This window comes from Kitasatospora sp. NPDC056184, from assembly GCF_042268405.1.
GTDB lineage: Bacteria > Actinomycetota > Actinomycetes > Streptomycetales > Streptomycetaceae > Kitasatospora.
This window is the reverse complement of the sequence record NZ_JBHJUI010000007.1, coordinates 235,267-257,630: the sequence shown is the minus strand read 5'-3', so window position 1 is coordinate 257,630 and position 22,364 is coordinate 235,267. Positions and strand designations below refer to the sequence as shown.

The 22,364-nt window shown below is 75.8% G+C and carries 18 protein-coding genes and 3 tRNA genes; 6 read left to right on the top strand and 15 right to left on the bottom strand.

Features of this window, described 5'->3' with window-relative positions:
- Nucleotides 1-49 precede the first annotated feature (49 nt).
- The 5 genes from ACFC0B_RS17015 to crcB (ACFC0B_RS16995) form a co-directional block, all read right to left on the bottom strand.
- Entirely contained in the window at nt 50-2,344 is a 2,295-nt protein-coding gene (locus tag ACFC0B_RS17015; protein ID WP_376086600.1) for a DEAD/DEAH box helicase, read from the bottom strand.
- A gap of 206 nt (nt 2,345-2,550) precedes the next feature.
- Nucleotides 2,551-3,336 carry a hypothetical protein gene (locus tag ACFC0B_RS17010; RefSeq protein WP_376086599.1) on the bottom strand — a complete coding sequence of 262 codons (786 nt, stop codon included), beginning with the start codon at nt 3,334-3,336 and terminating at the stop codon, nt 2,551-2,553.
- 164 nt (nt 3,337-3,500) lie between these two features.
- Complete coding sequence (gene crcB / locus ACFC0B_RS17005; RefSeq protein WP_376086598.1) at nt 3,501-3,875, bottom strand: fluoride efflux transporter CrcB; 375 nt, start codon at nt 3,873-3,875, stop codon at nt 3,501-3,503.
- A complete protein-coding gene (locus tag ACFC0B_RS17000; protein ID WP_376086597.1) occupies nt 3,872-4,255 on the bottom strand; it encodes a DUF190 domain-containing protein in 384 nt (127 codons plus the stop codon). The genes crcB (ACFC0B_RS17005) and ACFC0B_RS17000 overlap by 4 nt, the downstream gene beginning before the upstream one ends.
- The gene (crcB, locus tag ACFC0B_RS16995) at nt 4,252-4,731 is read right to left on the bottom strand and encodes a fluoride efflux transporter CrcB (protein ID WP_376086596.1); all 480 of its coding nucleotides are present in this window, start codon (nt 4,729-4,731) and stop codon (nt 4,252-4,254) included. The genes ACFC0B_RS17000 and crcB (ACFC0B_RS16995) overlap by 4 nt, the downstream gene beginning before the upstream one ends.
- Nucleotides 4,732-4,801: 70 nt before the next feature.
- Here crcB (ACFC0B_RS16995) and ACFC0B_RS16990 point away from each other — a divergent pair, with 70 nt between their 5' ends.
- The 4 genes from ACFC0B_RS16990 (at nt 4,802) to ACFC0B_RS16975 (ending at nt 5,560) form a co-directional block, all read left to right on the top strand.
- A complete protein-coding gene (locus ACFC0B_RS16990; RefSeq protein WP_376086595.1) occupies nt 4,802-5,143 on the top strand; it encodes a metallopeptidase family protein in 342 nt (113 codons plus the stop codon).
- A 114-nt stretch (nt 5,144-5,257) separates the two neighbouring features.
- Nucleotides 5,258-5,330: transfer RNA gene (locus tag ACFC0B_RS16985), tRNA-Glu, on the top strand.
- Between the two features lie 55 nt (nt 5,331-5,385).
- Nucleotides 5,386-5,459 (top strand) — tRNA-Asp (locus ACFC0B_RS16980).
- Between the two features lie 27 nt (nt 5,460-5,486).
- A tRNA-Phe gene (locus ACFC0B_RS16975) sits at nt 5,487-5,560 on the top strand.
- Nucleotides 5,561-5,665: 105 nt separating this feature from the next.
- Here ACFC0B_RS16975 and ACFC0B_RS16970 read toward each other — a convergent pair.
- The 7 genes from ACFC0B_RS16970 to ACFC0B_RS16940 all read right to left on the bottom strand — a co-directional run bounded on the left by ACFC0B_RS16970 (nt 5,666) and on the right by ACFC0B_RS16940 (nt 15,993).
- Entirely contained in the window at nt 5,666-7,879 is a 2,214-nt protein-coding gene (locus ACFC0B_RS16970) for an MMPL family transporter (RefSeq protein WP_376086594.1), read from the bottom strand.
- Between the two features lie 61 nt (nt 7,880-7,940).
- On the bottom strand, nt 7,941-9,122 hold the full coding sequence (locus tag ACFC0B_RS16965) for an alpha/beta hydrolase (protein ID WP_376086593.1): 1,182 nt from the start codon (nt 9,120-9,122) through the stop codon (nt 7,941-7,943).
- 74 nt (nt 9,123-9,196) lie between these two features.
- Nucleotides 9,197-10,231: an NAD-dependent epimerase/dehydratase family protein gene (locus tag ACFC0B_RS16960; RefSeq protein ID WP_376086592.1), complete on the bottom strand. Its 1,035-nt coding sequence runs from the start codon at nt 10,229-10,231 to the stop codon at nt 9,197-9,199.
- The gene (locus tag ACFC0B_RS16955) at nt 10,231-12,591 is read right to left on the bottom strand and encodes an MMPL family transporter (RefSeq protein WP_376086591.1); all 2,361 of its coding nucleotides are present in this window, start codon (nt 12,589-12,591) and stop codon (nt 10,231-10,233) included. Before ACFC0B_RS16955 ends, ACFC0B_RS16960 begins: the two co-directional genes overlap by 1 nt.
- An 8-nt stretch (nt 12,592-12,599) precedes the next feature.
- Complete coding sequence (locus tag ACFC0B_RS16950; protein WP_376086590.1) at nt 12,600-14,225, bottom strand: FAD-dependent monooxygenase; 1,626 nt, start codon at nt 14,223-14,225, stop codon at nt 12,600-12,602.
- Nucleotides 14,222-14,965 (bottom strand): HAD family hydrolase, encoded by a 744-nt coding sequence (locus ACFC0B_RS16945; RefSeq protein WP_376086589.1) that lies wholly within the window; start codon nt 14,963-14,965, stop codon nt 14,222-14,224. Before ACFC0B_RS16945 ends, ACFC0B_RS16950 begins: the two co-directional genes overlap by 4 nt.
- Nucleotides 14,956-15,993 (bottom strand): ScbA/BarX family gamma-butyrolactone biosynthesis protein, encoded by a 1,038-nt coding sequence (locus ACFC0B_RS16940; RefSeq protein WP_376086588.1) that lies wholly within the window; start codon nt 15,991-15,993, stop codon nt 14,956-14,958. Before ACFC0B_RS16940 ends, ACFC0B_RS16945 begins: the two co-directional genes overlap by 10 nt.
- A 394-nt stretch (nt 15,994-16,387) precedes the next feature.
- Here ACFC0B_RS16940 and ACFC0B_RS16935 point away from each other — a divergent pair, with 394 nt between their 5' ends.
- The gene (locus ACFC0B_RS16935; protein WP_376086587.1) at nt 16,388-19,522 is read left to right on the top strand and encodes a BTAD domain-containing putative transcriptional regulator; all 3,135 of its coding nucleotides are present in this window, start codon (nt 16,388-16,390) and stop codon (nt 19,520-19,522) included.
- 43 nt (nt 19,523-19,565) lie between these two features.
- Here ACFC0B_RS16935 and ACFC0B_RS16930 read toward each other — a convergent pair whose 3' ends face one another.
- From ACFC0B_RS16930 to ACFC0B_RS16920, 3 genes are all read right to left on the bottom strand, one after another.
- Nucleotides 19,566-20,498: a hypothetical protein gene (locus ACFC0B_RS16930; RefSeq protein ID WP_376086586.1), complete on the bottom strand. Its 933-nt coding sequence runs from the start codon at nt 20,496-20,498 to the stop codon at nt 19,566-19,568.
- Nucleotides 20,495-21,016: a SigE family RNA polymerase sigma factor gene (locus ACFC0B_RS16925; RefSeq protein WP_376086585.1), complete on the bottom strand. Its 522-nt coding sequence runs from the start codon at nt 21,014-21,016 to the stop codon at nt 20,495-20,497. The genes ACFC0B_RS16930 and ACFC0B_RS16925 overlap by 4 nt, the downstream gene beginning before the upstream one ends.
- A 172-nt stretch (nt 21,017-21,188) precedes the next feature.
- Nucleotides 21,189-21,572, bottom strand: coding sequence for a VOC family protein (locus tag ACFC0B_RS16920; RefSeq protein WP_376086584.1), 384 nt, complete (start codon nt 21,570-21,572; stop codon nt 21,189-21,191).
- Between the two features lie 242 nt (nt 21,573-21,814).
- On the opposite strand from ACFC0B_RS16920, the gene ACFC0B_RS16915 reads away from it, so the two are divergent.
- Nucleotides 21,815-22,249, top strand: coding sequence for a GNAT family N-acetyltransferase (locus ACFC0B_RS16915; protein ID WP_376086583.1), 435 nt, complete (start codon nt 21,815-21,817; stop codon nt 22,247-22,249).
- The last annotated feature ends 115 nt before the right edge of the window (nt 22,250-22,364 follow it).

Sequence of the window (22,364 nt, the reverse complement as noted above, 5' to 3'; positions counted from 1 at the left end):
CCCGTCGCGGGTGCGTCAGGCGCTGCGCGGCGTCAGCTGCCGGGCGGCGTCAGTTCTTCCAGCGCGGCTTGCGGTCGTCGCGGTTGAAGCCGGAGTTGAAGCCGCCGGGGCGGCCGCCGCGGTCGTCGCGGTCCCGGTTGAAGCCACCGGACTGCGGACGGCCGCCGGAGCGGTGGTCGTCGCGGCGGGCGAACGGACGGTTGTTGCTGCCGCCGCGCTCGTCGCGGTCCCGGCCGAAGCCGCGGTCGCGGTCACCGAAGGAACGGGCCGGACGGTCGCCGAAGGAGCGGGTGCCGCGGTCGTCGCGGTCGCGGTTGAAGCCACCGCGGTCACGGTCACCGAACGAGCGGGCGCCGCGGTCGTCACGGTCGCGGTTGAAGCCACCGCGGTCACGGTCACCGAAGGAACGGCCACCACGGTCGTCACGGTCGCGGTTGAAGCCACCACGGTCACGGTCACCGAACGAGCGGGCGCCGCGGTCGTCACGGTCGCGGTTGAAGCCACCACGGTCACGGTCACCGAAGGAACGGCCACCGCGGTCGTCGCGGTCCCGGTTGAAGCCACCGCGGTCACGGTCACCGAAGGAACGGCCACCACGGTCGTCACGGTCCCGGCCGAAGGAACGGCCGCCGCGGTCGTCACGGTCCCGGTTGAACGAGCGGTCACCGCGGTCCCGGCCGGACGACGGACGCTCGGTGCGGGCCTCGCGGTACGACGGCGTGCGCTCCTCGGCCACCGGGGCGGCCGGCTCGGCGGCGGCCACCGGGGCGGCGGCCTCGGCGCCCTCGCCCTCGGTCTCGGCCTCGGCGGCCGGGGCCTCGTCCTCGATGCCCAGCTCGGCCCGCTCGCGCGCGGCCCGCGCGGACAGGCGGTCGGCCTCGTCGCGCAGCTCGGCGGCGCGGCGCTGGGCGCGCTCCAGCTGGCGGGTCATGTCGGCGACCTCGCGCTCGGCGGCGCCGGCGATGTTGGCCGCGCTCTCCGCCTGGACCTCGACCAGCGAGCGGGCGCCGGTGATCCGGGCCACCTCGGCGTCGAAGGCGTGGTCGAGGATGTGGCGGCCGGCCTCCACGCCCGCGTCCTCCATCAGGCGGAAGACGCCGCGGCGCTGGTGCGGCAGCACCAGGGTGACGACGGTGCCGGAGCGGCCGGCCCGGGCGGTGCGGCCGGAGCGGTGCAGGTAGTCCTTGTGGTCGCCGGCCGGGTCGACGTTGAGCACCAGGTCGATGCCGTCGACGTGGATGCCGCGGGCGGCGACGTCGGTGGCGACGACGACGTTGACGTAGCCGTCCTTGAAGTCGCCGAGCACCCGGGTGCGGGCGCCCTGGGTCATGCCGCCGTGCAGCGCGTCGGCCTTCACACCGGCCTCGACGAGCTGCTCGGCGACGCGGTCGGCGCCCATCTGGGTGCGGACGAAGATGATCGTGCGGCCCTTGCGGGCGGCGATCGCGTTGGTGATCGGCGCCTTGTCCTTGGGCTTCACCACGAGGATGTGGTGGGTCATGGTGGTGACGGCGCCGGCCGACGGGTCGACCTCGTGGGTGACCGGGCTGTTCAGGTAGCGCTTCACCAGGGTGTCGATCTCGTTCTCCAGGGTGGCGGAGAACAGCAGGCGCTGGCCGCCGGCCGGCACCTGGTCGAGGATCTCGGTGACCTCGGGCAGGAAGCCCATGTCGGCCATCTGGTCGGCCTCGTCGAGGACGGCGACCTGGACGTCGTCGAGCTTGGCCGAGCCGCGGTTGATCAGGTCGCGCAGGCGGCCCGGGGTGGCGACCAGGACGTCGACGCCGCGCTCCAGCGCGTAGATCTGGTTCGACATCGAGGTACCGCCGCAGACGACCTTGAGGCGCAGGCCGAGCACCGAGCCGAACGGCTCCAGGGCGTCGGCGACCTGCATGGCCAGCTCGCGGGTCGGGACCAGGATCAGGCCGCGCGGGTGCTTGGCGCGGGTGCGCTCGCCGTCGGCGAGGCGGGTCAGCAGCGGCAGACCGAAGCTGAGGGTCTTGCCGGAGCCGGTGCGGCCGCGGCCCAGCACGTCCTTGCCGGCCAGGGCGTCCGGGATGGTCGCGGCCTGGATCGGGAACGGGGTGGTGACATCGCGCTTGGCGAGGGCGCGGACGATCTCGTCCGGCAGGCCCAGGTCGCCGAAGGTGATGGTCGGCTCGGCGTCGGCGGCGTCGGTGGCCTCGTCGGCCGTGTCCTCGGCCTCGGTGGCGGCGTCGGTGGTGTCCTCGACGGCGTCGACGGCGGCGATCAGCTCGGCGTCGGCCTCGGCGGGGGCGGTGGTGGCATCGGCGGCGGACTCGCTCGCGGGCATGGCGAAGCGGGCGTCGTCAACGAGAGACATGCAAAACCTTCCGGAAGTGGCACGCGCCAAAGTCCGGGGTTCTGTTTCACAACCGCCTCTATGCGGTCAGCCACGGATCGCCGGAACGCGCCAAGGGCGCCAGATGGGAATAGGGCGCCAGTCAAATGGATCAAACGAACGATCTACCACCATAGAGGAGCTTGGGGATCGGAGGCAAATGCGCTGGCCAGGCTGCGGATCGACGCTCAGTGCCCACCCGGCACGCCCGAGCTGGAGGGCCCGGTGCTGCTCGGCGCGGGGGTCGGTTCCGGGGCCGCGGTGGCGCTCGGGGCGGGGGTGGTGTGGCCGGGTTCCGGGGAGGACGGGTGACCGGTCGGGCTGGCCGGCGGGGCGGAGGCGGTGGTTCCGCCGGCGCCGCCACCGGAGCCGCCCGCGGTGGTCCCGGTGCCGCCCGAGGGGTGGCCCGGACCGCCCGCGCCGCCGGAGCCCGCGGCACCCCCGGCCGACCCGCCCGTGGACGTGCCGCCGGAGCCCGGATGGGGCGCGGGGCTGGCGTTCGCGCCCCCCGCGCTGCCGGTCGCGCCGGGCGCGGCATCGCCGAGGGCCGCCGCCGGTACCTGGTCGCCGGAGGGCGCGCCGTTCACGCCCCCCGCGCCGTTGCCGCTGCCCGCGCCCGCCGCCCCGTTCGTGCCGCCGGCCACCTCGCCCGGGGCCGCGTTCATCCCCCCGGTCGACGCGCTCTGGGCCTGCGCGCCCGCCGCGCGATCCGACCGCCCGGACGCGCCCCCCGGGTGTCCGCTGCCGCTCGGCGAGGCGGACGGGGTCGCCCCCGGCCTGGTCGGTGTTCCGGCCTGGCCGACCGGCACCACGCCGTGCTTCTCGTCCGCCCCCGGCCCGACCGACATGCAGCCGGTCAGCCCCAGTCCGGCCACCGCCAGGACCGCCGCGCCGCGCACCACGGCGCTCCGGACCACCGCCGATTCCCGCTCCGCCACCGCACGCACCACCCGCACCGCACGCATCGCCGCCACCGAGTCCCTCTCCTGCACCCGCCCCGCCCGGGCCGCCCACCCACCGCGCACGGCCACCCTTGCGGGTGTCCAACGCCCGGCGCGGGCGCCCGGACACGGGTGGGACCGCCGGAAGCACCCGGACGGGCACCGGGCCGCCCCGGCCCCGCACGCGCCCCCGGGGCTCAGCCCCAGAGCGCCGCGGCCAGCTCCGCCCCCGCGTACGCCGCCGCCAGGCCCGCCGCGACGCTGCCCGCCACGTTCGCCACCGCGTACCGCCCGGCCCCGCTCCCGGCCAGCCGCAGCGTCTCGTACGAGAAGGTCGAGTACGTGGTCAGCGCCCCGCACAGCCCCGTCCCGAGCAGCAGCTGGACGTGCGAGGACGCCGCCCCGGCCGCCACCGCCCCGGTCACCAGCCCGAGGACCAGGCAGCCGCCCGCGTTCACCACGAAGGTCCCCCACGGGAACACCGAGTCGTGCCGGGACTGCACCGCCCGGTCGGTCAGGTACCGCAAGGGCGCGCCGACCAGCGCGCCGGCGACCACCAGCAGCCAGTTCACGCCCCGCCCTCCCCCGCCGCCGTGCCGCCGGCCCGCCCGGCGTACCGGAGCACCTCGCACCGCTCCAGGGTCACCAGCCCCTCCACCGCCAGCCCCGCCAGCTCGGGCAGGAACGCCCGCACCCGCTCCTCGGTGTCCACGACCACCACCGCCACCGGCAGGTCCTCGCTCAGCGACAGCAGCCGCGCCGTGTGCACCATCGAGGAGGCGCCGAACCCCTCGACCCCCCGGAAGACGCTCGCCCCGGCCAGCCCGGCCGCCCGCGCCCGGTGCACGATCTCGCTGTACAGCGGGCGGTGGTGGCACCGGTCGTTCTCGCCGACCAGCACGGTCAGCCGCAGCGCCGGACCGCCCAGCCGGGGCTCCGCCGCGCCCGTCACCGCGCCCTCCTTGCCCCGCGCAGCAGCAGACGGCGCGTCACCGCGGCCGCCGCCCAGACCGCCGCCATCGCCGCCGCCGGGGTCAGGCCCAGGTACGCCGCGGCCGGTCCGGGCCGCCCCTCCTCCAGCAGCCGGCGGACGTCCACCGCGTACGTCGAGAAGGTCGTGAACCCACCGAGCACGCCCGTGCCGAAGAACGGCCGCAGCAGCGGGTGGGCCGGCCGGCCCTCGGTGACCACCACCAGGAAGACCCCGATCACCGCGCACCCGACCACGTTCACCAGCAGCGTCGTCCACGGGAACGCCGAGGGCCCGGTCGTCCACAGCAGCCCCGCGCCGTACCGGGCCGCCGCCCCCAGCGCCCCGCCCGCGGCCACCACCGCCACCGCCGGCCCCTGCCCGCGCAGCACCGGCGGCCGGCGCCGCACCGCGTCCACCGCCGCACCGTCCGCGGCCAGGTCCTCCGAGGTCGTCACAGACCCATGAAACACCGGCCCCGACCGCCTGGCACGCCGTCACCGCAGACCCGACAATGAACCGGTGGAGATGACCCGGGAAGAATTCGAGGTACTGGTCGCCGACGCGCTCGACCGGATCCCGCCGCAACTCGCGGCGATGATGGACAACGTCGCCGTCTTCGTCGAGGACGAGCCCGACCCCGCCGACCCCGAGCTGCTCGGCCTCTACGAGGGCACCCCGCTCACCGAGCGCGGCGAGTGGTACGCGGGCGTCCTGCCGGACCGGATCATCGTCTACCGCGGCCCGACCCTGCGCCTGTGCGAGGAGCGCGAGCAGGTCGTCGAGGAGGTCCGCACCACGGTCATCCACGAGGTCGCCCACCACTTCGGCTTCGACGACCACGAACTCGACGAGCTCGGGTGGTCCTGACCCCCCGCCGCCACCCCGCCGCCCGCCCGGCCGAAACCCGTTTTGGCGTTCGGCCCGACATCCCATATGCTTCTCGACGTCCCCGAACGCTGGAAACAGCCGGACAGGCCGCAAGCCCTCATCGTCTAGTGGCCCAGGACGCCGCCCTTTCAAGGCGGTAGCACGGGTTCGAATCCCGTTGGGGGCACGCAGTACCGTAGTAAAGTGTTGTGCCGCAAGACCTGAGTGGTTCGCCACTTCAAGGTCCCGTGGAGCAGTTGGTTAGCTCGCCACCCTGTCAAGGTGGAGGTCGCGGGTTCAAGTCCCGTCGGGATCGCTCGTCTCGCAAGAGACGGTGCAGTACGGCCAGGTAGCTCAGTTGGTACGAGCGTCCGCCTGAAAAGCGGAAGGTCGCCGGTTCGACCCCGGCCCTGGCCACAGGAGCCTGAGAAGGCACGAAGGCCCCGGAGAGTTCGCTCTCCGGGGCCTTCGTCGTGCCCGGGGCAGGGGGGCCGCCCCGGGCGGGTGGGGGTGGCGGAGGGGTTACTCGGTGAGGCCGAAGCGGGTGTGGAGGCGGCGGAGGGGGGCGGGGGCCCACCAGTTGGCGGGGCCGGCGAGGCGCATCACGGCGGGGAGCAGGATCGCCCGGACGAGGACGGCGTCGACCAGGACGGCGAGGGCGAGGCCGACGCCGAGCTCCTTGAGGAAGACGACCGAGCCGGTCGCGTAGACCGCGAAGGTCAGGGCCAGGATGCCGGCGGCGGCGGTGATCAGCGGGGCGCTGCGCTGGATGCCGGTGGCGACGGCGGTGGCGGTGTCCGCGCCGCGGTCGTGCTCCTCCTTGATCCTGGAGACGATGAAGACCTCGTAGTCCATCGACAGCCCGTAGGCGATGCAGAACATCAGGATCGGGATGCTGGGCTCCATCGACCCGGCCGAGGTGAAGTCGAGCAGGCCGGCCAGATGGCCGTCCTGGAAGCCCCAGACCAGGGCGCCGAACATCACGGTGAGGCTGAGCAGGTTGGAGACGGTGGCCTTGGCCGGGATCAGCAGGCTGCCGGTCATCAGGAAGAGCAGGACGAAGGTCGGCACCAGGATCAGCCCGGCCACCAGGGGCAGCGCGGAGAGCAGCCGGGAGCGGAAGTCGGTCAGGTCGGCCGGGAAGCCGCCGACCTGCACCCGGTAGGGCGCGGCCTCGTCCCTGACCTTGCCGACCAGCCCGGGCATGTCCCCGGCCAGCGCGGCCTCCTCGGGGATCACGGTGAGCCAGACGCCGGAGCCGGTGGCGAAGCGGGCGGAGTCGGCGGTCGGGGGCGTGCGCAGCTTTCCGCCCGCGTAGGAGCCGGTGAAGGTGTCCACCTGGAAGACGCCGGGCAGGGCGGAGAGCTTCGCCGCGTAGGCGTCGGTCGGCCCGGTGCTGCCCTTCGGGTCGGCGACGCCGGTGGCGACGACCTGGAGGGCGTCGGTCTCGCGCGCCGGGAAGCCGTCGCGGACCTGCTGCTGGACGACCCGGCTGGTGGCGTCGGCCGGCAGCACCCGCTCGTCGGGCAGGCCGAACCTCACGCCGAGGAACGGCGCGCCGACGAGCAGCAGCAGGGCGACCACGGCGGTGCCCCAGACCAGCGGGCGGGCCATCACCCGGCGGGTGAGCCGGTACCAGCGGCCGTCCTCGACCGGGCGGGCCGCTCCGGCGGCGCCCGGCCGCAGCACCCGGTGCCCGACGGCGGCGAGCGCGGCGGGCAGCAGGACGACGGCGCCGACGATCGCGGTGAGCACGACGAAGACGCCCGCGTACGCGAAGGAGCGCAGGAAGGGGAACGGGAAGGCGAACAGGGCGAGCAGCGAGATGGCCACGGTGATCCCGCTGAAGACCACCGTCCGGCCGGCCCGCTCGACGGCGCGGACCACCGCGGTGTGCCGGTCGTGGCCGGCCGCGGACTCCTCGCGGAACCGGGAGATCACGAACAGGCTGTAGTCGATGCCCAGGCCCAGGCCCATCACCAGGGCCAGGTTGGCGGCGAAGGTGGAGACCTCGGTGAAGACGGTGACCGCGCGCAGCAGCGTCATCGTGCCGAGCACCGAGAAGAGGCCGACGCCGATGGTCAGCCCGGCCGCCGACCAGCGCCGGTAGACGGCGAGCAGGAGCAGCAGGACGATCGGCAGCACGATCGCCTCGGCGCCGAGGAAGTCCTTCCGGGCCTGGGCGCCGACCTGGCGGAAGACCTCGTCCTGGCCGCCGACCTCGACCTTGAGGTCGGCGGTCTCGCGGGTGAACCTCGGCGAGAGGTCGGCGAGCCGTTCCCGGGACTCGGTGGCGGTGCCGTCCAGCCAGGCGGTGACCAGGGCCTTGCTCCGGTCGGTGGCGGCCAGCGCGGGGCTGTTGCCCTGCGCCCAGTAGGAGCCGGTGGTCCGGACGCCGGCCGAGGCGCCCAGTTCGTCGGCCAGCGCCCGGCCGGCGGCGGCGACGGCGGGGTCGTCCACGGTGCCGTGCTTGGCGGTGACCAGCAGGATCATGTTGGGGCTGCCGTGGCCGAACTCGCGGTGCAGCACCTGCTCCGCCCGGTCGGACTGCGAGCCGGGCGCCTCGAAGCGCGACAGCGAGAGCGACTTCTGCGCGCCGGCGCCGAGCGCGGCGGCGACGGCCAGCACGACGGCGCCGGCGATCAGCACCGCGCGCCGCCGGTCGACCAGCAGCCGGCCCAGCCTCCGCAGCAGCGGCACCCGCCGGTCGACCCCGGGTTCGAGGGTGAGCGTCATGACAACTGGTCTCCAGACGTGAGGCGGGGGACGGCGGGGCGCCCCCGGACGGCGGTTCGGGTCAGCGCAGCTGGTGCTTGGTCAGCCAGTCGGCGAGGGAGGTGTGGACCTGGGGGGCGTTGCGGGCCATGCCCATGTAGTGGCCCGCCCCGGGGATCTCGATCAGCTCGGTGTCGGTGGTGCCGGTGAACAGCGCGCGGTGTTCGGCGCCGCCCTGGACCCGGGCGTCCTTCTCCCCGTAGAGGAAGAGCACCGGCACCTTGATGTCCTTGAGGTGCCGCAGGTCGACCAGGACCGAGCCGAGCTGGGAGGCCATGTCCCCGCAGGGGTGGCGGTTCTGGTGCGGGGCGGAGAGGGCGACCACCCCGGGTTCGCTGTCGTGGAAGTTGCCGGCCTTGAACTCCTCGCTGCCGAGGTCGTAGTAGGCGTAGCCGCCGGGGCCGCCCGCGCCGTCCGCGGCCGAACCGCCGCGCAGACAGGTCTGGAGGGAGGAGAAGAAGCGCGCGTTGGCCTGCGGGGTGAGGCCGAGGTCGGTCCAGTCCATCAGGACCAGGCCGTCCACGTCCTGGAAGGAGTACGCCTCGATCTGGGAGACCTGGCCGCCGTTGGACTGGCCGGCCAGCACGACCTTGTCGAACGGGACGGCGGCGCGGCCCTCCTGCTCGGTCCGGTAGCTGCCGGCCCGCAGCTGCTCCACGATCTGGTGGGCGATGTCGGCCTGGCCGCCGATGCAGCTGCCGAAGCCGTCGGGCTTGTCGCTGCCGCCGTAGCCGATCCGGTCGATGGTGAGCGAGGCGTGGCCCTTCTTGGCCAGTTCCTCGGTGTGGTGGTAGCCGGGGGCGTCGAGGCGCCAGTACCACTCGCCGGCCGCGATGCCGTGCTCGTAGAGGGTGACGGCGCGCGGGCCCGCGCCGCCGTCGAGGACCGCCTTCGGCGCGGTGAGGTGGCCGGTGACCTGGTAGGTCCTGCCGTCCACCGGGCAGGCGGCCAGGGTGCGGTTGACGTTCTGGACGGTGAAGCGGACCGGGACGTCGACGACGGACTCGGCGGCCAGCCGGGCCTTCGTGTCGGCCGCGGCCTGCTCGGCACCGGGGGCCGGGGCGGCCGGGCCGGTGGCGGCGGCGGCCGGGGTGCCGGGCTTCGGGGGGTCGTCGGAGCGGACCGCGACGGCGGTCACCGCGGGCGTCAGGGCGATCAGTGCGGCCGCGACGGTCAGCAGGGCGGACTTCCTGGAACGGGGCACGGTCGCGGCCCTTTCGTGGTCCGGGGACGGGGTCGGAGTCGGGGACGGGGACGGGGACGGGGGTGCGGGAGGGGTCATGCCGGCAGCCGCCCCTGGTCGCGGTACCAGCGCGCCTCGTCGGACAGGGTCTGCGCCAGCGGGCGGAAGGTGACGCCGAGTTCCCGCTCCGCGCGGGCGGAGGAGAGCCGGGTGCGGGTGCCGTCGAGCAGCACCCGGACCCCTTCGCGGGTGGCCACCGGCGGGCGGCCGCGCAGCTTGGCGCCGTACTCCAGCGCGGTCGCGAAGCCGAGTGCGGCGCCGGCCGGGATCTGCCGGGGCGCGGTGGCGCCGGTGGCCGCCGCGATGCCGGTGACGAGGTCGTGCAGGCCGTACCAGGAGCCGGCGACGATGTAGCGGCGCAGCCCGGTGTCGCGGGTCAGCGCGCGGACGCAGGCGTCGGCGACGTCGCGGGCGTCGACCACGTGGTTGCCGGCCCGGGGGACGGCGCGCAGCTCGCCGTGCGCGACGGCGAGGAAGAGCCGGCCCGCCGAGGTGGGTCCGGCGTCGCCGGGGCCCCACATCCAGCCGGGCAGCACCAGCGGGACGGTGAGCCCCTCGCGGGCGCAGAACTCGGCGACCGCCTGCTCGGCGCGGACCTTGCTGGCCCGGTAGCCGTTGCGCTGCCAGTCGGCGGGCGGCGGGGTCTGCTCGTCGGCGGGGAACCCCGCGGTGCCCCGGCCGACGGTGTTGATCGAGCTGGTGTGCACCACGCGGGGCACCCCGGCGTCCACGGCCTCGCGGAGCAGGGTGGTCACCGCGTCGACGTTGACGGCGTGCAGCCGGCCCAGGTCGGGCCGCGGCTGGTAGTACTCCCGGAAGTAGGCGGCGGTGTGGATGACGCCGCTCGCGCCGGGCAGGGCCCGCCGGTAGCCGGCCGGGTCGGTGATGTCGCCGGCCAGCACGGTGAGCCGTTCGTCGGCGGGCAGCAGCCGCCCGGCCTTCTCCCGGTCGCGGACCAGGGCGGTCACCCGGTGGCCGTCGGCCAGCAGGGCGCGGACCACGGCGCCGCCGAGCAGTCCGGTGGCGCCGGTGACCACGACGCGGCCCGGCGGGGTGCGCTGGTCGGTCATCAGGACTCCTTCGCGGCGAGGACGGGCCCCGGGCCGGGGTCGGGATCGGGGTCCGGGGCCGGGCCGGGGTCGGGATCGGGCCCGGCCCCGGGACCGGCGTCCGGACGGTCCGCGCCGCCGGCCGGGGCGAGCGGCTCCTCGCGCAGCCCGAAGCGCTCCTGGAACCGCTTGAGCGGCGCCGGGGCCCACCAGGTGGCGTGGCCGCCGAGGGCCATCACGGCGGGGACGAGCAGGCAGCGCACCACGGTCGCGTCGACCAGCACGGCGAGCGCGACGCCGAGGCCGAGCATCTTGGTGTTGGTGATCCGGGAGGTCCCGATCGCCACCAGCACCACCGAGAGGATCAGCGCGGCGGCGGTGATCAGCCCGCCGGTGTGCCGGATGCCGTCGGCGACGGCCCGGCGCGGGTCGCGCCCGCGGCCGTACTCCTCCTTGACCCGGGAGAGCAGGAAGACGCCGTAGTCCATGGAGAGGCCGAAGGCGACGCAGAACATCAGCACCGGCAGGGTGGTCTCGACGGCGCCGGTCGGGGTGAACCCGAGCAGCCCGGACAGGTGGCCGTCCTGGAACACCCAGACGACGACGCCGAACATCGCGGTCAGGCTCAGCGCGTTCAGCAGCACCGCCTGGAGCGGGATCAGCAGGCTGCCGGTGAGCAGGAAGACCAGCAGCAGGGTGGCGCCGACGATCAGCGCGCCGGCCGGCAGCAGCCGGACCGCGATGGCGTGCTTGCTGTCGACCAGGGTGGCCGCCTGGCCGCCGACCGCCGGCCGCAGGGCGGGGAAGTCGGCGCCGGCCCGGCGGATCGCGCCGACCAGGTCCTGGTTCTCCCGGGAGACGTCGCCCCGGCCGGCGGCGGGCACCACCGAGAGGTGGCCGAGGCCGTCGGCGGAGCGGACGCTGTCGGCCGGGCCGGACTCGCCGGAGGCGGCGCCGGAGCGGTAGTCGCCGAGCGGGGTGGAGACCTCGGTGACGCCGGGCAGCGCGGAGAGCCGGGCGGCGAACCGGCCGAGTTCCTCGCGGTCCGGGCCGGCGGCCGGGGTGGCCGAGGTGGCCGCGCTGTGCACCACCACGTCGATGACACCGGTGGCACCGGCGGTGAAGCCGTCCCGGATGGTCTGCTGGACCACCCGCGACTCGGAGCCGGTGGGCAGCTGCCGGTCGTCGGCGGCGGCGAACTGGACGCGCAGGAAGGGCAGTCCGGCGACCAGCAGCAGGGCGGTGATGCCGAGCGCGAACAGCGGGGCGCGCCGCATCACCAGGGTGGCGGTGCGGTGCCAGCCCGCGCCGGGCTCCCGGCCGGAGCGCGCCGCGCGGCGGGGCAGCCGGATCTTCAGCGCGTCGATCCGGCCGCCGAGCAGGGTGAGCAGCGCGGGCAGCAGGACCAGCGCCGCGGCCGCGGCGATCAGTACCACCGAGATGCCCGCGTAGGCGAAGGAGCGCAGGAAGTAGAGCGGGAAGACCAGCATCGCGGACAGCGAGACGGCCACGGTCAGCGCCGAGAACAGCACCGCGCGTCCGGCCGTGTCCAGGGTCGCGGCGACGGCCGCGCGGACCTCCAGCCCGCGGTCGCGCTCCTCGCGGAAGCGCCGCACGATGAGCAGCGCGTAGTCGATGGCGAGGCCGAGGCCGAGCGCGGTGGTGAGGTTCTGGGCGAACACCGAGACCTCGGTGAACCCGGTGATCACCCGCAGCGCCGCGTTGGTGCCGAGGATCGCGCAGATCCCGACGGCGAGCGGCAGCAGGGCGGCGACCAGGCCGCGGAAGACCAGGACCAGGATCAGCAGGGTGATCGGCAGCGCGATCAGCTCGGCCCGGGCCAGGTCGTCGGCGATGGTGGCCTGCATCTCCTCGCGGACCGCGACGGTGCCGCCGAGCCGGACGTCCAGCTGCTCCAGTCCGGCCGGACTGCCCCGGTAGCGGGGGGCCAGCCGGTCGAAGACGTCCCGGGCGCGGTTCTCGTCGCCCTCGATGCGGGCGAGGACCAGCGCCGTGCCGCGGTCGGCGGAGCGCAGGCCCTCCGCGCCGGTCTGCCAGTAGGAGGTGACGCCGACGACGCCCGGTTCGAAGGCGAGCCGCTCGCCGAGGCGGGCGCCGGCCAGGGCGGTCCCGGGGGCGTCCACCGAGCCGCCGGCCTTCGCCGTGACCTCCAGGACGAGGTTGGGCGAGCCGGCCGGGAAGGACTGCTCCAGCAGCACGGCGGCGCGCGCCGATTCGGAGCCCGGGTCGGAGGTGCCGCCGTTGTGCAGGCGGTCGGTGACGCCGACGCCCACGACCAGGGCGTTGACCAGGAAGACCACCACGAAGAGGAGGGCGGACCAGGGCCGGGCGGTGACCGCCCGGCCGAGTCGCTTGAGCATCGGGAACCTCACGGAGCGGGGGTGGCGGAGCGCTGCCCGGTCGGCAGCGCGGAGAGCAGCTCGCCCACCCGGCCGGGCCGGTCCAGGGCCACGACCCGGGCCACCACCCCGTCCGGACGGAGGTGGCAGGCCAGGGCCGCCGCCCCGGCCTGCCCGCCCGGCAGCCGCCCGGCCGCGAGGTCGTGGCCGGGCGGCCCCGCCGGGGCGGGCACGGGCCCGTCCGGCGGAAGCAGCAGCAGGACGTCGGCGAGATCGCGCACGCCGCGCCGGGTCAGCTCGGTGGCGGCCTCCTCGGCCGCCGTCGCGGCCTCCGGCCCGGCCCCGGCGACCAGCACCGTGTGCCGTCCGGTCGCGAGGTAGCCGTGCAGGGAGGTGGCACCGGTCCCGCCCACCGGGTGGAGCGGGGCGTCACCGAGCCGTCGGCCGGGGGTCGGACCGCACGGCGCGGCCGTGCGCCCGACGGCCGGACTGGCCGTCAGATCGAGGTCCAGCTGGGCGAGTTCCGGAACGATGCGGCGTTCCAGGGCGCCACTGCGGGAGAGCGCGCCGAGCGCCAGGTCGCGCAGGGCGCGGGCCGGGCGCGGCTTGAGCAGCCAGAGCCTGGTCTGCCGTTCGGAGTTGCGCACGGCCCGGGCGGAGGCCGGACGGCGCTCCGGGTCGTAGCTGTCGAGCAGCGCCGGATCGCCGCCGCGCAGCACGGCGGCCAGTTTCCAGCCGAGGTCGAAGCCGTCCTGGACGCCGGTGTTGAGGCCCTGGCCGCCGGCCGGGCTGTGGGCGTGCGCGGCGTCCCCGGCGAGGAAGGCCGGGCCCTGCCGGAACGTCGCGGCCACCTTGGTGTGCACCCGGAAGCGGCTGGTCCACCAGGTCTTCTCGACGGTCCAGCGGCCCCGGCCGCGGGCGTCCAGGAGCCGCTGGAGCTCGGCGTCGTCCGGCGGGCCGGTCCGGCTGCCCGGGGGCAGGTCGAAGAAGATCCGGTGGCCGCCCTCGGGCAGCGCGACCAGGACGAGCACGCCGTCCGGGCTCAGGTGGTACTGCGCCTCGGTGGGCGGCAGGTCGCCGGAGATCCGGCCGTCGCCGAGCACGAACTCCCGGTCGTAGCTGCTGCCCTCGTAGGGGATCCCGAGTGCCTCCCGGACCGTGCTGCGGACGCCGTCGGCGCCGATCAGCCAGGGGACGGCGACGGTCTCGACCCCGCCGCCGGCCGACTCCAGCCGGACCACCGCGCGGTCGCCGGCCGTCTCGACCGAGGCGGCCCGGGTGGCCCACTCGACCCGGCCGCCAAGGCCGAGCAGCCGCTCGTAGAGCAGTTCCTCGGTGACCGGCTGGGGCACGCAGAGCGGCCCGGGGAAGCGGGTGCCGGTCAGCGTGCCGAAGGAGACCCCGGCCAGCCGGCGCCCGTTCGACCAGTACGAGGCTCCGGTGAGCGGCAGGGCCCGCTCGGCGAGCGCGTCGGCCACCCCGAGGCGGTGCAGCGCCTCCAGGGCGCCGCTCCACATCACCAGGGCCTTGGGCTCGGCGGCGAAGCACTCCCGGCGGTCCACCAGCCGGACCGGCACCCCGTGCTGGAGCAGCGCGCAGGCCGCGGTCAGCCCGGTGGGGCCGGCCCCGACCACGAGCACCTGCGGCGCCGTCATCGGAGCGCCCCGTCGGCCGGGCGGCCGAGGTTCTCCACCAGGGGGTGGCCGAGCCGGCTGGAGACCTCGCGCAGGACCTGGGCGGTCAGCCGCCCGGAGACGTCGCGCACGGTCTGCGCGGTGTTCTCGAACAGCACGGTGTGGAAGCCCAGCCGCCGGGCGGCGTCGAGGTTCTCGGTCGTGTCGTCGACGAAGAGGCAGTTCCGGGCCGGGGTGCCGAGGCGCTCCAGCAGCCGCAGGTACAGCTCCGGGTCGGGCTTGCGGACCCGTTCGGCCGAGGAGTCGACGACCACGTCGAAGAGCTCCTCCACCGGGAGGGTGGCCCGCCAGCGCGGGCGCCACTCCACCACGTTGTTGGTGAGCAGCGCGATCCGGTAGCCGCTGGACTTCAACTGCCGGGCGAAGTCCACGAGTTCGTGGTTGGCCCGGCGGCCGAGGAACCACAGCTCGCCGAACGGCCGGCCGCCGAGGGCGGCGTCGGAGCCCGGCGGCAGCTCGGCCAGCAGCCGGTCGGTGAACTCCTGCTCGGTGATCGCCGCGACCTCCAGCTCCGCCATCGGGCTGACCCCGTGGCGCGCGGTGGCGGCCGCGAAGGCGGTGCCGACGGCCTGCAGGTCCAGGCCGGTGCGCAGGCCGAACTCGGCGAAGGTCTCGGCGAGCGGGTTGGTCAGCACGCCGCCGTAGTCGAGGACCACGGTGTCGATGCCGTCGGCGGACGGAGCGGGTCGGCTCAGCTCCACTGGGTCACCTCGATGGCGAGGGCGGCGACGGTGTTCCCCTCCTGGGAGACGGTGATCCCGACCGGGACGGTGACCGCGCCGAGCGCGCCGTCGAAGCTCGCGTCGCCGACCTCGGCGACCGCCCTGGTCACCAGGTCCAGCTCGGCGAAGTCGGTGAACTCGGCCCTCGCCGCGGTGACCACCAGGCTCTCGGCGGGCAGTCCGTGCAGCTTGGCGACGGCGGCCACGGAGAGCTGGCGGGCGGCCTCCAGCTGGAGGTTGCCGGGCACGTGGTCCAGCTGGTGGTCGAACAGGTGGGGGTGGCCGGTGTCCACCACCAGCAGCGCCGAGGCGGTGCCGGACTCGCTGACGGAGGGCTCGGTGAGCACGATGTTGAAGGCGTCCCGCCGGCCGACCAGGGACGGCGCGGAGCGCAGCAGCTGCGGGTGGCGCGGCGAACGCCCGTCCAGCTTCTTGCGGTTGCCGGCCCGCAGCATCTGGAAGGCCCGGTTGGTGACGAAGGTCAGCGCGCCCGATCCGGTGATGGCCGGGACGCCGTCCAGCCAGAAGGTGCCGGTGAAGTCGAAGCCGAGCACCCGGCCGGCCGGGTTGCGCTTGGGGCGGACGGTGGTGGAGAGCACGGCGTGCGCCGGGCGCGGCCCGATCCGCAGGGCCTCCAGGCCGGAGATGGTGAGGTTCAGCGCGCTGAAGATGAAGGCGCGGTCCAGCGGCACCTCCAGGTACTGGTGCGCGACCAGGACGCCGGACTGGCGCAGGACCTCGACCAGCAGCAGGAAGTCGTAGCTCCCGCCGCGCTCGCCGACCACGTGGCCGCGCGGCAGCTGGGCCGCGACCTCGAAGGTGTGCTCGTCGCTCTCCGGGGCGGGGTCGCCGACCCGGGCCGAGTCGGTGACGAACACCTCGGCGATGGCGGTGCGGTGCACCAGGGCGCGTGGCACGGTGGAGTCGAAGCTCAACTCCGCGACGGGCCCGGCGTGCCGGGACTCCCCGCTGTCCCGCAGTCTCAGCAGCTCGGGTGTGGCGTTCATGGTGGATCCCCCCGTGGGCGACATCGGTTTCCCGGACGGAAGGCGCGACGAGGCGGTACGGCCTCGGCACGGCGGTCCGGTCACCTCACCGGCTCCACCCGGGGTCCCTGCGGCTCCCGGCCTGCGGCTCACTGTCCGGCCGCGCGCTGACCGTCCGCTGAAGGCGCCGGGAAGGGTTCGGGAAGCGGCGGGAAGGGGCCCCGGGAAGGGCTGCGGGAGGGGCCGCGGGAGGGGCGGCCGGCCGGGCGGGGCGGCGGGAACCGGTACCGGTCATGTCCCTGCCCGGATCGGACGGAGCTCACACAAACGATGCGGTAACGATCCGGAGGCCCGCCCACGTCCGGTGGTAACGTCCGCGTGGGGGCGAGACGTCACAACGGCTTTGGGGGGAGCGTTGGCTGACGACGTGTGGTTCGAGGTGCTCGGACCAGTACGGGTCAGACGGGGACAGCTCGCGGCGGACCTCGGCCCGCCCCGGCAACGGGCGGTGCTGGCGGTCCTGCTGCTCAACAGCGGGCACCCGGTGCGCACCGAACGGATCGTCCAACTGGTCTGGGGCGCCGACGCCCCCGGGCGCAGCGTCAACCTGGTGCAGAAGTACGTCTCCGGCCTGCGCCGGGCGCTCGCCGGACTGGCCACCCTGGCCTGGACGGACGCCGGGTACGTCCTCGCGGCGTCCGGCACGGTGGACGTCGAGCGGTTCGGGGAACTGGTCGCCGACGGGCGGGCGCGGCGGACCGCCGGTGACGCGGCCGGCGGCGCGGAGGCGCTCACCGAGGCGGTGGCGCTCTGGCGCGGGCCGCTCGCCCAGGGCGTGGACGGGCCGGGGATCGAGCCGCTGCGGCTGCGGCTGGCCGAGGCCAGGCTGGGCGCGCTGGAGGACCTCTTCGACCTGGAACTGGAGCTGGGCCGGCTGGCCGGCCGGATCCCGGAACTGCGCCGGCTGGCGGACGACCACCCGCTGCGCGAGCGGTTCCAGGCCCAACTCGTCCTGGCACTGGCCCAGTCCGGGCGGCAGGCGGAGTCGCTGGAGGTGTACGAGCGGGTCCGCCGGCTGCTCGCCGACGAGCACGGCCTGGACCCGGGGCCGCACCTGCGCGCCGCCCAGGAGCGGGTCCTGCGCCTGGCTCCGGCGGAGCCGCCCGCGCCCGCCGGGGGCCGGGACCGGACTCCGGCACCGGAGGCCGCCGCGGCCGGCCCGGTGCCGCCGCCCGCACCGCCCGCCCCGCCGGGGCCCCGGACGCACCCGCCGGACGTGCCGAGACCGGCCCAACTTCCGCCCGGCCCCAGGGGTTTCACCGGACGCCGGGAGCAGCTCGACCGGCTCGCCGAGCTGCTGCGCCCCACCGGCGACACCCTGCCGCTGGTCTGTCTGGAGGGCACCGCCGGGGTCGGCAAGACCGCGCTCGCCCTGTACGTCGCCCACCGGGTCTCGCCGCTGTTCCCCGACGGCCAGCTCTTCGTCGACCTGCGCGGCCACGGGCGGGCCGCCCCGTCCGGCCCCGCCGAGGTCCTCGGCGGCTTCCTGCGAGCCCTCGGGGTGCCCGCCGAGCGGGTGCCGCAGGGCGTCAACGAGCGGATCGGCCTCTACCGCTCCCTGCTGGCCGGCCGCAGCGTGCTGGTGGTGCTGGACAACGCCCGGGACGCCGACCAGGTCCGCCCGCTGCTGCCCGGGGGCGGTGCCAGCGCCGTGCTGGTCACCAGCCGCCGGCGGCTGGTCAGCCTGACCGTCCGGGAGGGCGCGCACCGGCTGGTCGTCCCGGTGCTGCCCGCCGCCGAGGCGCACCGGCTGGTGGGCGCGCTGCTGCAGCCCGGGCAGGGCGACGACACGGCCGCCGTGGACGAGATCGTCCGGCTCTGCGCCGGGCTGCCGCTGGCCCTGCGGATCGTCGCCGCCAACGCGGCCTACCGCTCCGACGTACCGCTCGGCCGGATCGCCCGGGAACTCGCCGTCGACCGGGTGGCCGCGCTCTCCGCGCCGGACGAGGCGCAGACCGCGCTGGCCGGCTCGCTCGGCCTCTCCTACGACCTGCTGCGCACCCGTGTGCGCACCTTCTTCTGCCTGCTCGGGCTCGTCCCCGGGCCGGACTTCACCGTGGACGCCGCCGCCACGATGGCCGGTTCGGCGCCGGCCGCGGCCGAGCGGCAGCTGCGCGAACTGGAGGTCGCCAACCTGCTGGAGCGGGTCGACGACCGCTACCGGTTCCCGCACGAGCTGCTGCAGCTCTTCGCCCACGAGCGCGCCCACCAGCGGCTGACGGCCGGCGAGCGGACCACCGCGCTGGGCCGGCTGTTCGGCTGGTACGTGGCGACCGCCGCCGCGGCGGTCAGCGGCCCGGCCCCGCGCCGCAGCGTCGACCAGGCGGGCGTCGTCACCCCCGAGCCGGGATCCGCCTCCCGGACGGGGGGCGGGGACCTGCACGCGGAGTTCGCCAACCTGACCGCCGCCGTCCGGTACGCCGCCGAGCACGGGCCGCTCCCGGTCGCCTGGCAGCTCGCCGACGCGCTGCGGCCGTTCTGCAAGCAGCACGCCCGGCTCACCCAGTGGTGCCGGCTGGCCGAGTCCGGCCTGGCCGCCGCCCGGCAGGCCGGGGACCGCGGCGCCGAGGCGGGCATGCTGCTCAACCTCAGCGACGCCAAGCACAACTCCGGCCTGATCACGGCCGGCGAGGACTACGCCCGGCTGGCCCTGGCGCTCGGCCACGAACTGGGCCGGCCGCAGATCGAGGCGGCGGCGCTCGACCAGCTGGGCCGCGCCGCCTGGATCCGCGGCACCCTGGGCGAGGCCCGGTCGCTGCTCACCACGGCCGTCGAACTGCACACCCGCAACGGCGACCCGCTCGGCCTCGCCGTCTCGCTCGCCGCGCTCGCCCGGACCGAGTTCGACTCGGGCGACCGGCCCGAGGCCTACCGCCACTACACCCGCTGCCTGCGGCTGGCCCGCACCACCGGCTCGGGCGCCCTGGAGACCATGGCGCTGGTCGAACTCGGCATGGCGCACGCCGCGCTGGGCCGGCCCGGGAACGCCCTCCAGTCGCTGCGGGCGGCGCTCTCGCTCGGCCGCACCGGCAACCACCGGCGGGCCGAGGCGCTGGTCCTGGCCATCCTCAGCCAGCTGCACGGCGAGGCCGGGCGCACCGACGAGGCCCACACCGCGGCCCGCGAGGCCCTGCACGCGGCCGAGTCGCACGGCGACCGCTGGACGGAGGCCGAGTGCCTCAACGCCACCGGCGCCGCCGCGCTGGCCACGGACTGTCCGGCCACCGCCGCCGCCCGGTACGGCGCCGCGCTCACCCTGGCCGGCCGGCTCGGCTACCGGCGGGCCGAACTGCACGCGCTGGTCGGGCTCGCCGAGGCCGCGCTCCAGCAGGGCGGGTTCGGACGGGCCGCCGACTACGCCGACCGGGCGCACGCCTCGGCCTCGGCGCTCGGCTACCGGCCGCTCGCGCTCGCCGCCCAGCGCATCCGGCGCCGGCTGCCGGCCGTGCCGGACCGCACCGCGCGGCCGACCGGGCTCGGCGTGCACTGACCGGGCCGCCGCGGACCTCCGGGACCGCGGCCGCGGCGGACCGTCAGCTGTCCAGCCACGCGCCGTCGGCGGCGATCAGCGAGCCGTCGGCGGCGTAGAGGCGGAGCTCGGCGGGGATCCCCCGCTTGGCGACGGCGATCCAGCGGGCCTCGGAGTCGCCGAGCGCGAGGACGGCGGGCTCGGCGGACACGCCGTCGGTCCACCGCACCTCGGCGCGGGCGACGTCCGGGCCGATCAGTCCGGCCTGGGCCTTCGGGACGTGGAACAGCGGGTCGTCCTCGCCGTTCTTGGCCTGCCGGCCCAGCCAGACCTTGGAGAAGCGGTCGTCGGACGCCCTCGCGGAGGTGAGGCCCACCGGGGCGCCCGGCGGTGCGACGAAGGCCTCGGCGGGAGTCGCCAGGCGCTTGCCGTCCAGCTCGTAGTAGAAGACCACGTGGTCCGCGTCCGGGGTCCCGTACCGGGTGACGAACTCCTCGGTCGGCGCGGGCCAGGGGTAGCCGGCGGCGGCGTCCTCGGCCCAGATCATCCGGGACTGTTCGAGGATCCGCTCCTTGCCCGGGGCCGGCCACAGGGCCGCCCAGACGCTCCACGGCCTGCCGTCCTCGGTGCCCGCGAGCACCTGGATCCGGGTCGGGACGAGCGGGTCGCGGGGGCCCCGGGACCCGCTCGGGGCGGCGCCCGGGAGCAGGACGGCCGAGGCGTCGGCGGTCGAGACCGCCACCGTCGCGCTGCCGGCCGCCGGCCGGCCCACCCCGCCGTTCACCGCCGCGACGCCGCCGGCCGCGGCGACCAGGGCCAGGGCCAGGGCGCCGCCCAGGGACGCCCGGCGCCGGACCACCCTCCGGCGGCCGCCGGCCAGCACGGCGGAGTACGGCGCCGGTCCGGGCTCCACCGTCCGCGCCAGTCCGGACAGCGCCCGGGCCACCTCCTCGCCGCCCCCGAGCGCCGTGTCCCCGGGCGTTCCGTCGCGCTTCATGCCGTACCTCCGATGCTCGTCACGGTGATGAGTGAGGAGAGCCCGCGCAGCCGGGCGATGCCCTTCGACGCCTGGCTCTTGACGGTTCCCACCGAGCAGCCCATGGCGGCGGCGGCCTGGGACTCGCTCAGGTCCTCCCAGTACCGCAGCACCACCGCCTGGCGCTGCCCGGGCGGCAGCGTGCCGAGGGCCTCCAGCAGGGCGGCGCGGTCGTCCAGCCGCGCGAAGCCGTCCGGGCCGCTCCGCTCCGGGACGGCGGTGACCAGGTGCTCCGGCACCCGGCGGCGGAACCGCCGGGCGTGCTCGTTGACCACGATCCGGCGCACGTAGGCGTACGGCTCGTCGGCCCGGGTGACCCGCCCCCAGGCGGCGTAGGTCCGTTCCAGCGCGGTCTGGACCACGTCCTCCGCCAGGTAGCGGTCACCGGTCAGCAGGAACGCCGTCCGCAGCAGGCGCGGCCAGGCGCCGGTCACGAACGCGTTGAACTCCGCGTCCCGCTCGGCCTTCTTCGCTCTCATGAGTACCTCCTCACCCGACCAGAGCCCGGACCGGGCCCGAACCGTTGCCGGGAACGCCGACGGCCGGCCCCGAAGGACCGGCCGAACGGGCAGAACAGGAGGTCGGGGCCGCAGGAGGGCGGGGTCGTCCACCGCCCTGGGCCCGGCGGGCCGCCGGTGCACCGGCTCCGGGTCAGCGGCTGTCGTCGGAGGCCCGGGTCATGATCTCCAGGTTGTGGCCGCTCGGGTCCTCGAAATAGGCGCCGCGGCCGCCGGACCAGTCGTTGACCCGCCCGGCGTGGCGGTGGAACGGGTCGGCCCAGTAGGTGAGTCCGCGCTCCTCGACACGCCCGAGGATGGCGTCGAACTCCTCGTCGTCGACCAGGAAGGCGTAGTGCCCGGTGGGAACCGGTCCGCCGGTCCCCAGCACGTCCAGGGCGACGCCGTTGGAGAGCCGGACCACCAGGAAGGGCTCGTTGCGCACCGGGTCGGCGAGGCCCAGGACCTCGGTGAGGAAGCGGGCGGTCTCCTCGTCGTCCCGCGCCGGGACGATCGTGTGGTTCAGCTGAACGGCCATGGAACGCTTCCCTCCTGAGGCCTGCGGACGTCCTTCGAGCGTAGGACTTCAAGCCCGCTTCACGTCAAGTGCGCCGCCGTCCGGCCCGCCTTCCACGGCGCGCTCCCGGTGCCGGGCGAGCGGGTCGCCGACATCGCGGGCGACGCCGTGCCGGCGTTCCTCGCGGTGCACGGCGCCGCGCAGTAGCCTCCCGGGGAGCGCCCGGGTGCCCGGGCGGCCACGACCCGTGGGGGGACCGGGACATGGAACTGACCGTCGTCGACATCGGACCGGACACGCCCGCGCTGCACCGGGACGTCGCCCCGCTGATCCGGACGCTGCGCCCGGCGCTCGGGGCGGACGGCTTCGCCGCCTTCGCCGCCGAGGCGCACACCCAGGGGCTGGTCTTCACGGCCGCCTACGACGACCGGGGGCGCTGCCTCGCGGTGGCCACCCACCGGGTGCTGGCCACCAGCCGGGGGCGGCTGCTCTTCGTCGACGACCTGGTGACCGCGCCGACGGCCCGCTCGGCGGGGGTCGGCGGGCGGCTCTTCGCGGTGCTCCGGGAGCGCGCCCGGGCGGCCGGCTGCGTACGGATCGAGCTGGACTCGGGAACGGCCAACCACGGCGCGCACCGCTTCTACCACGCGCACCGGATGGCGGTCACCGCCCTGCACTTCGGCCTGGAACTGAAGTAGCCGCCCGCCGATCCGCCAGGTCCGCGACCGGACCGCAACGGCCGCTCCGCGGGCCCTCCGAGGGCGGGCCGCCCGAGCGGGTGGCCCGGATGCACGGTGTCAAGACCTATTCATC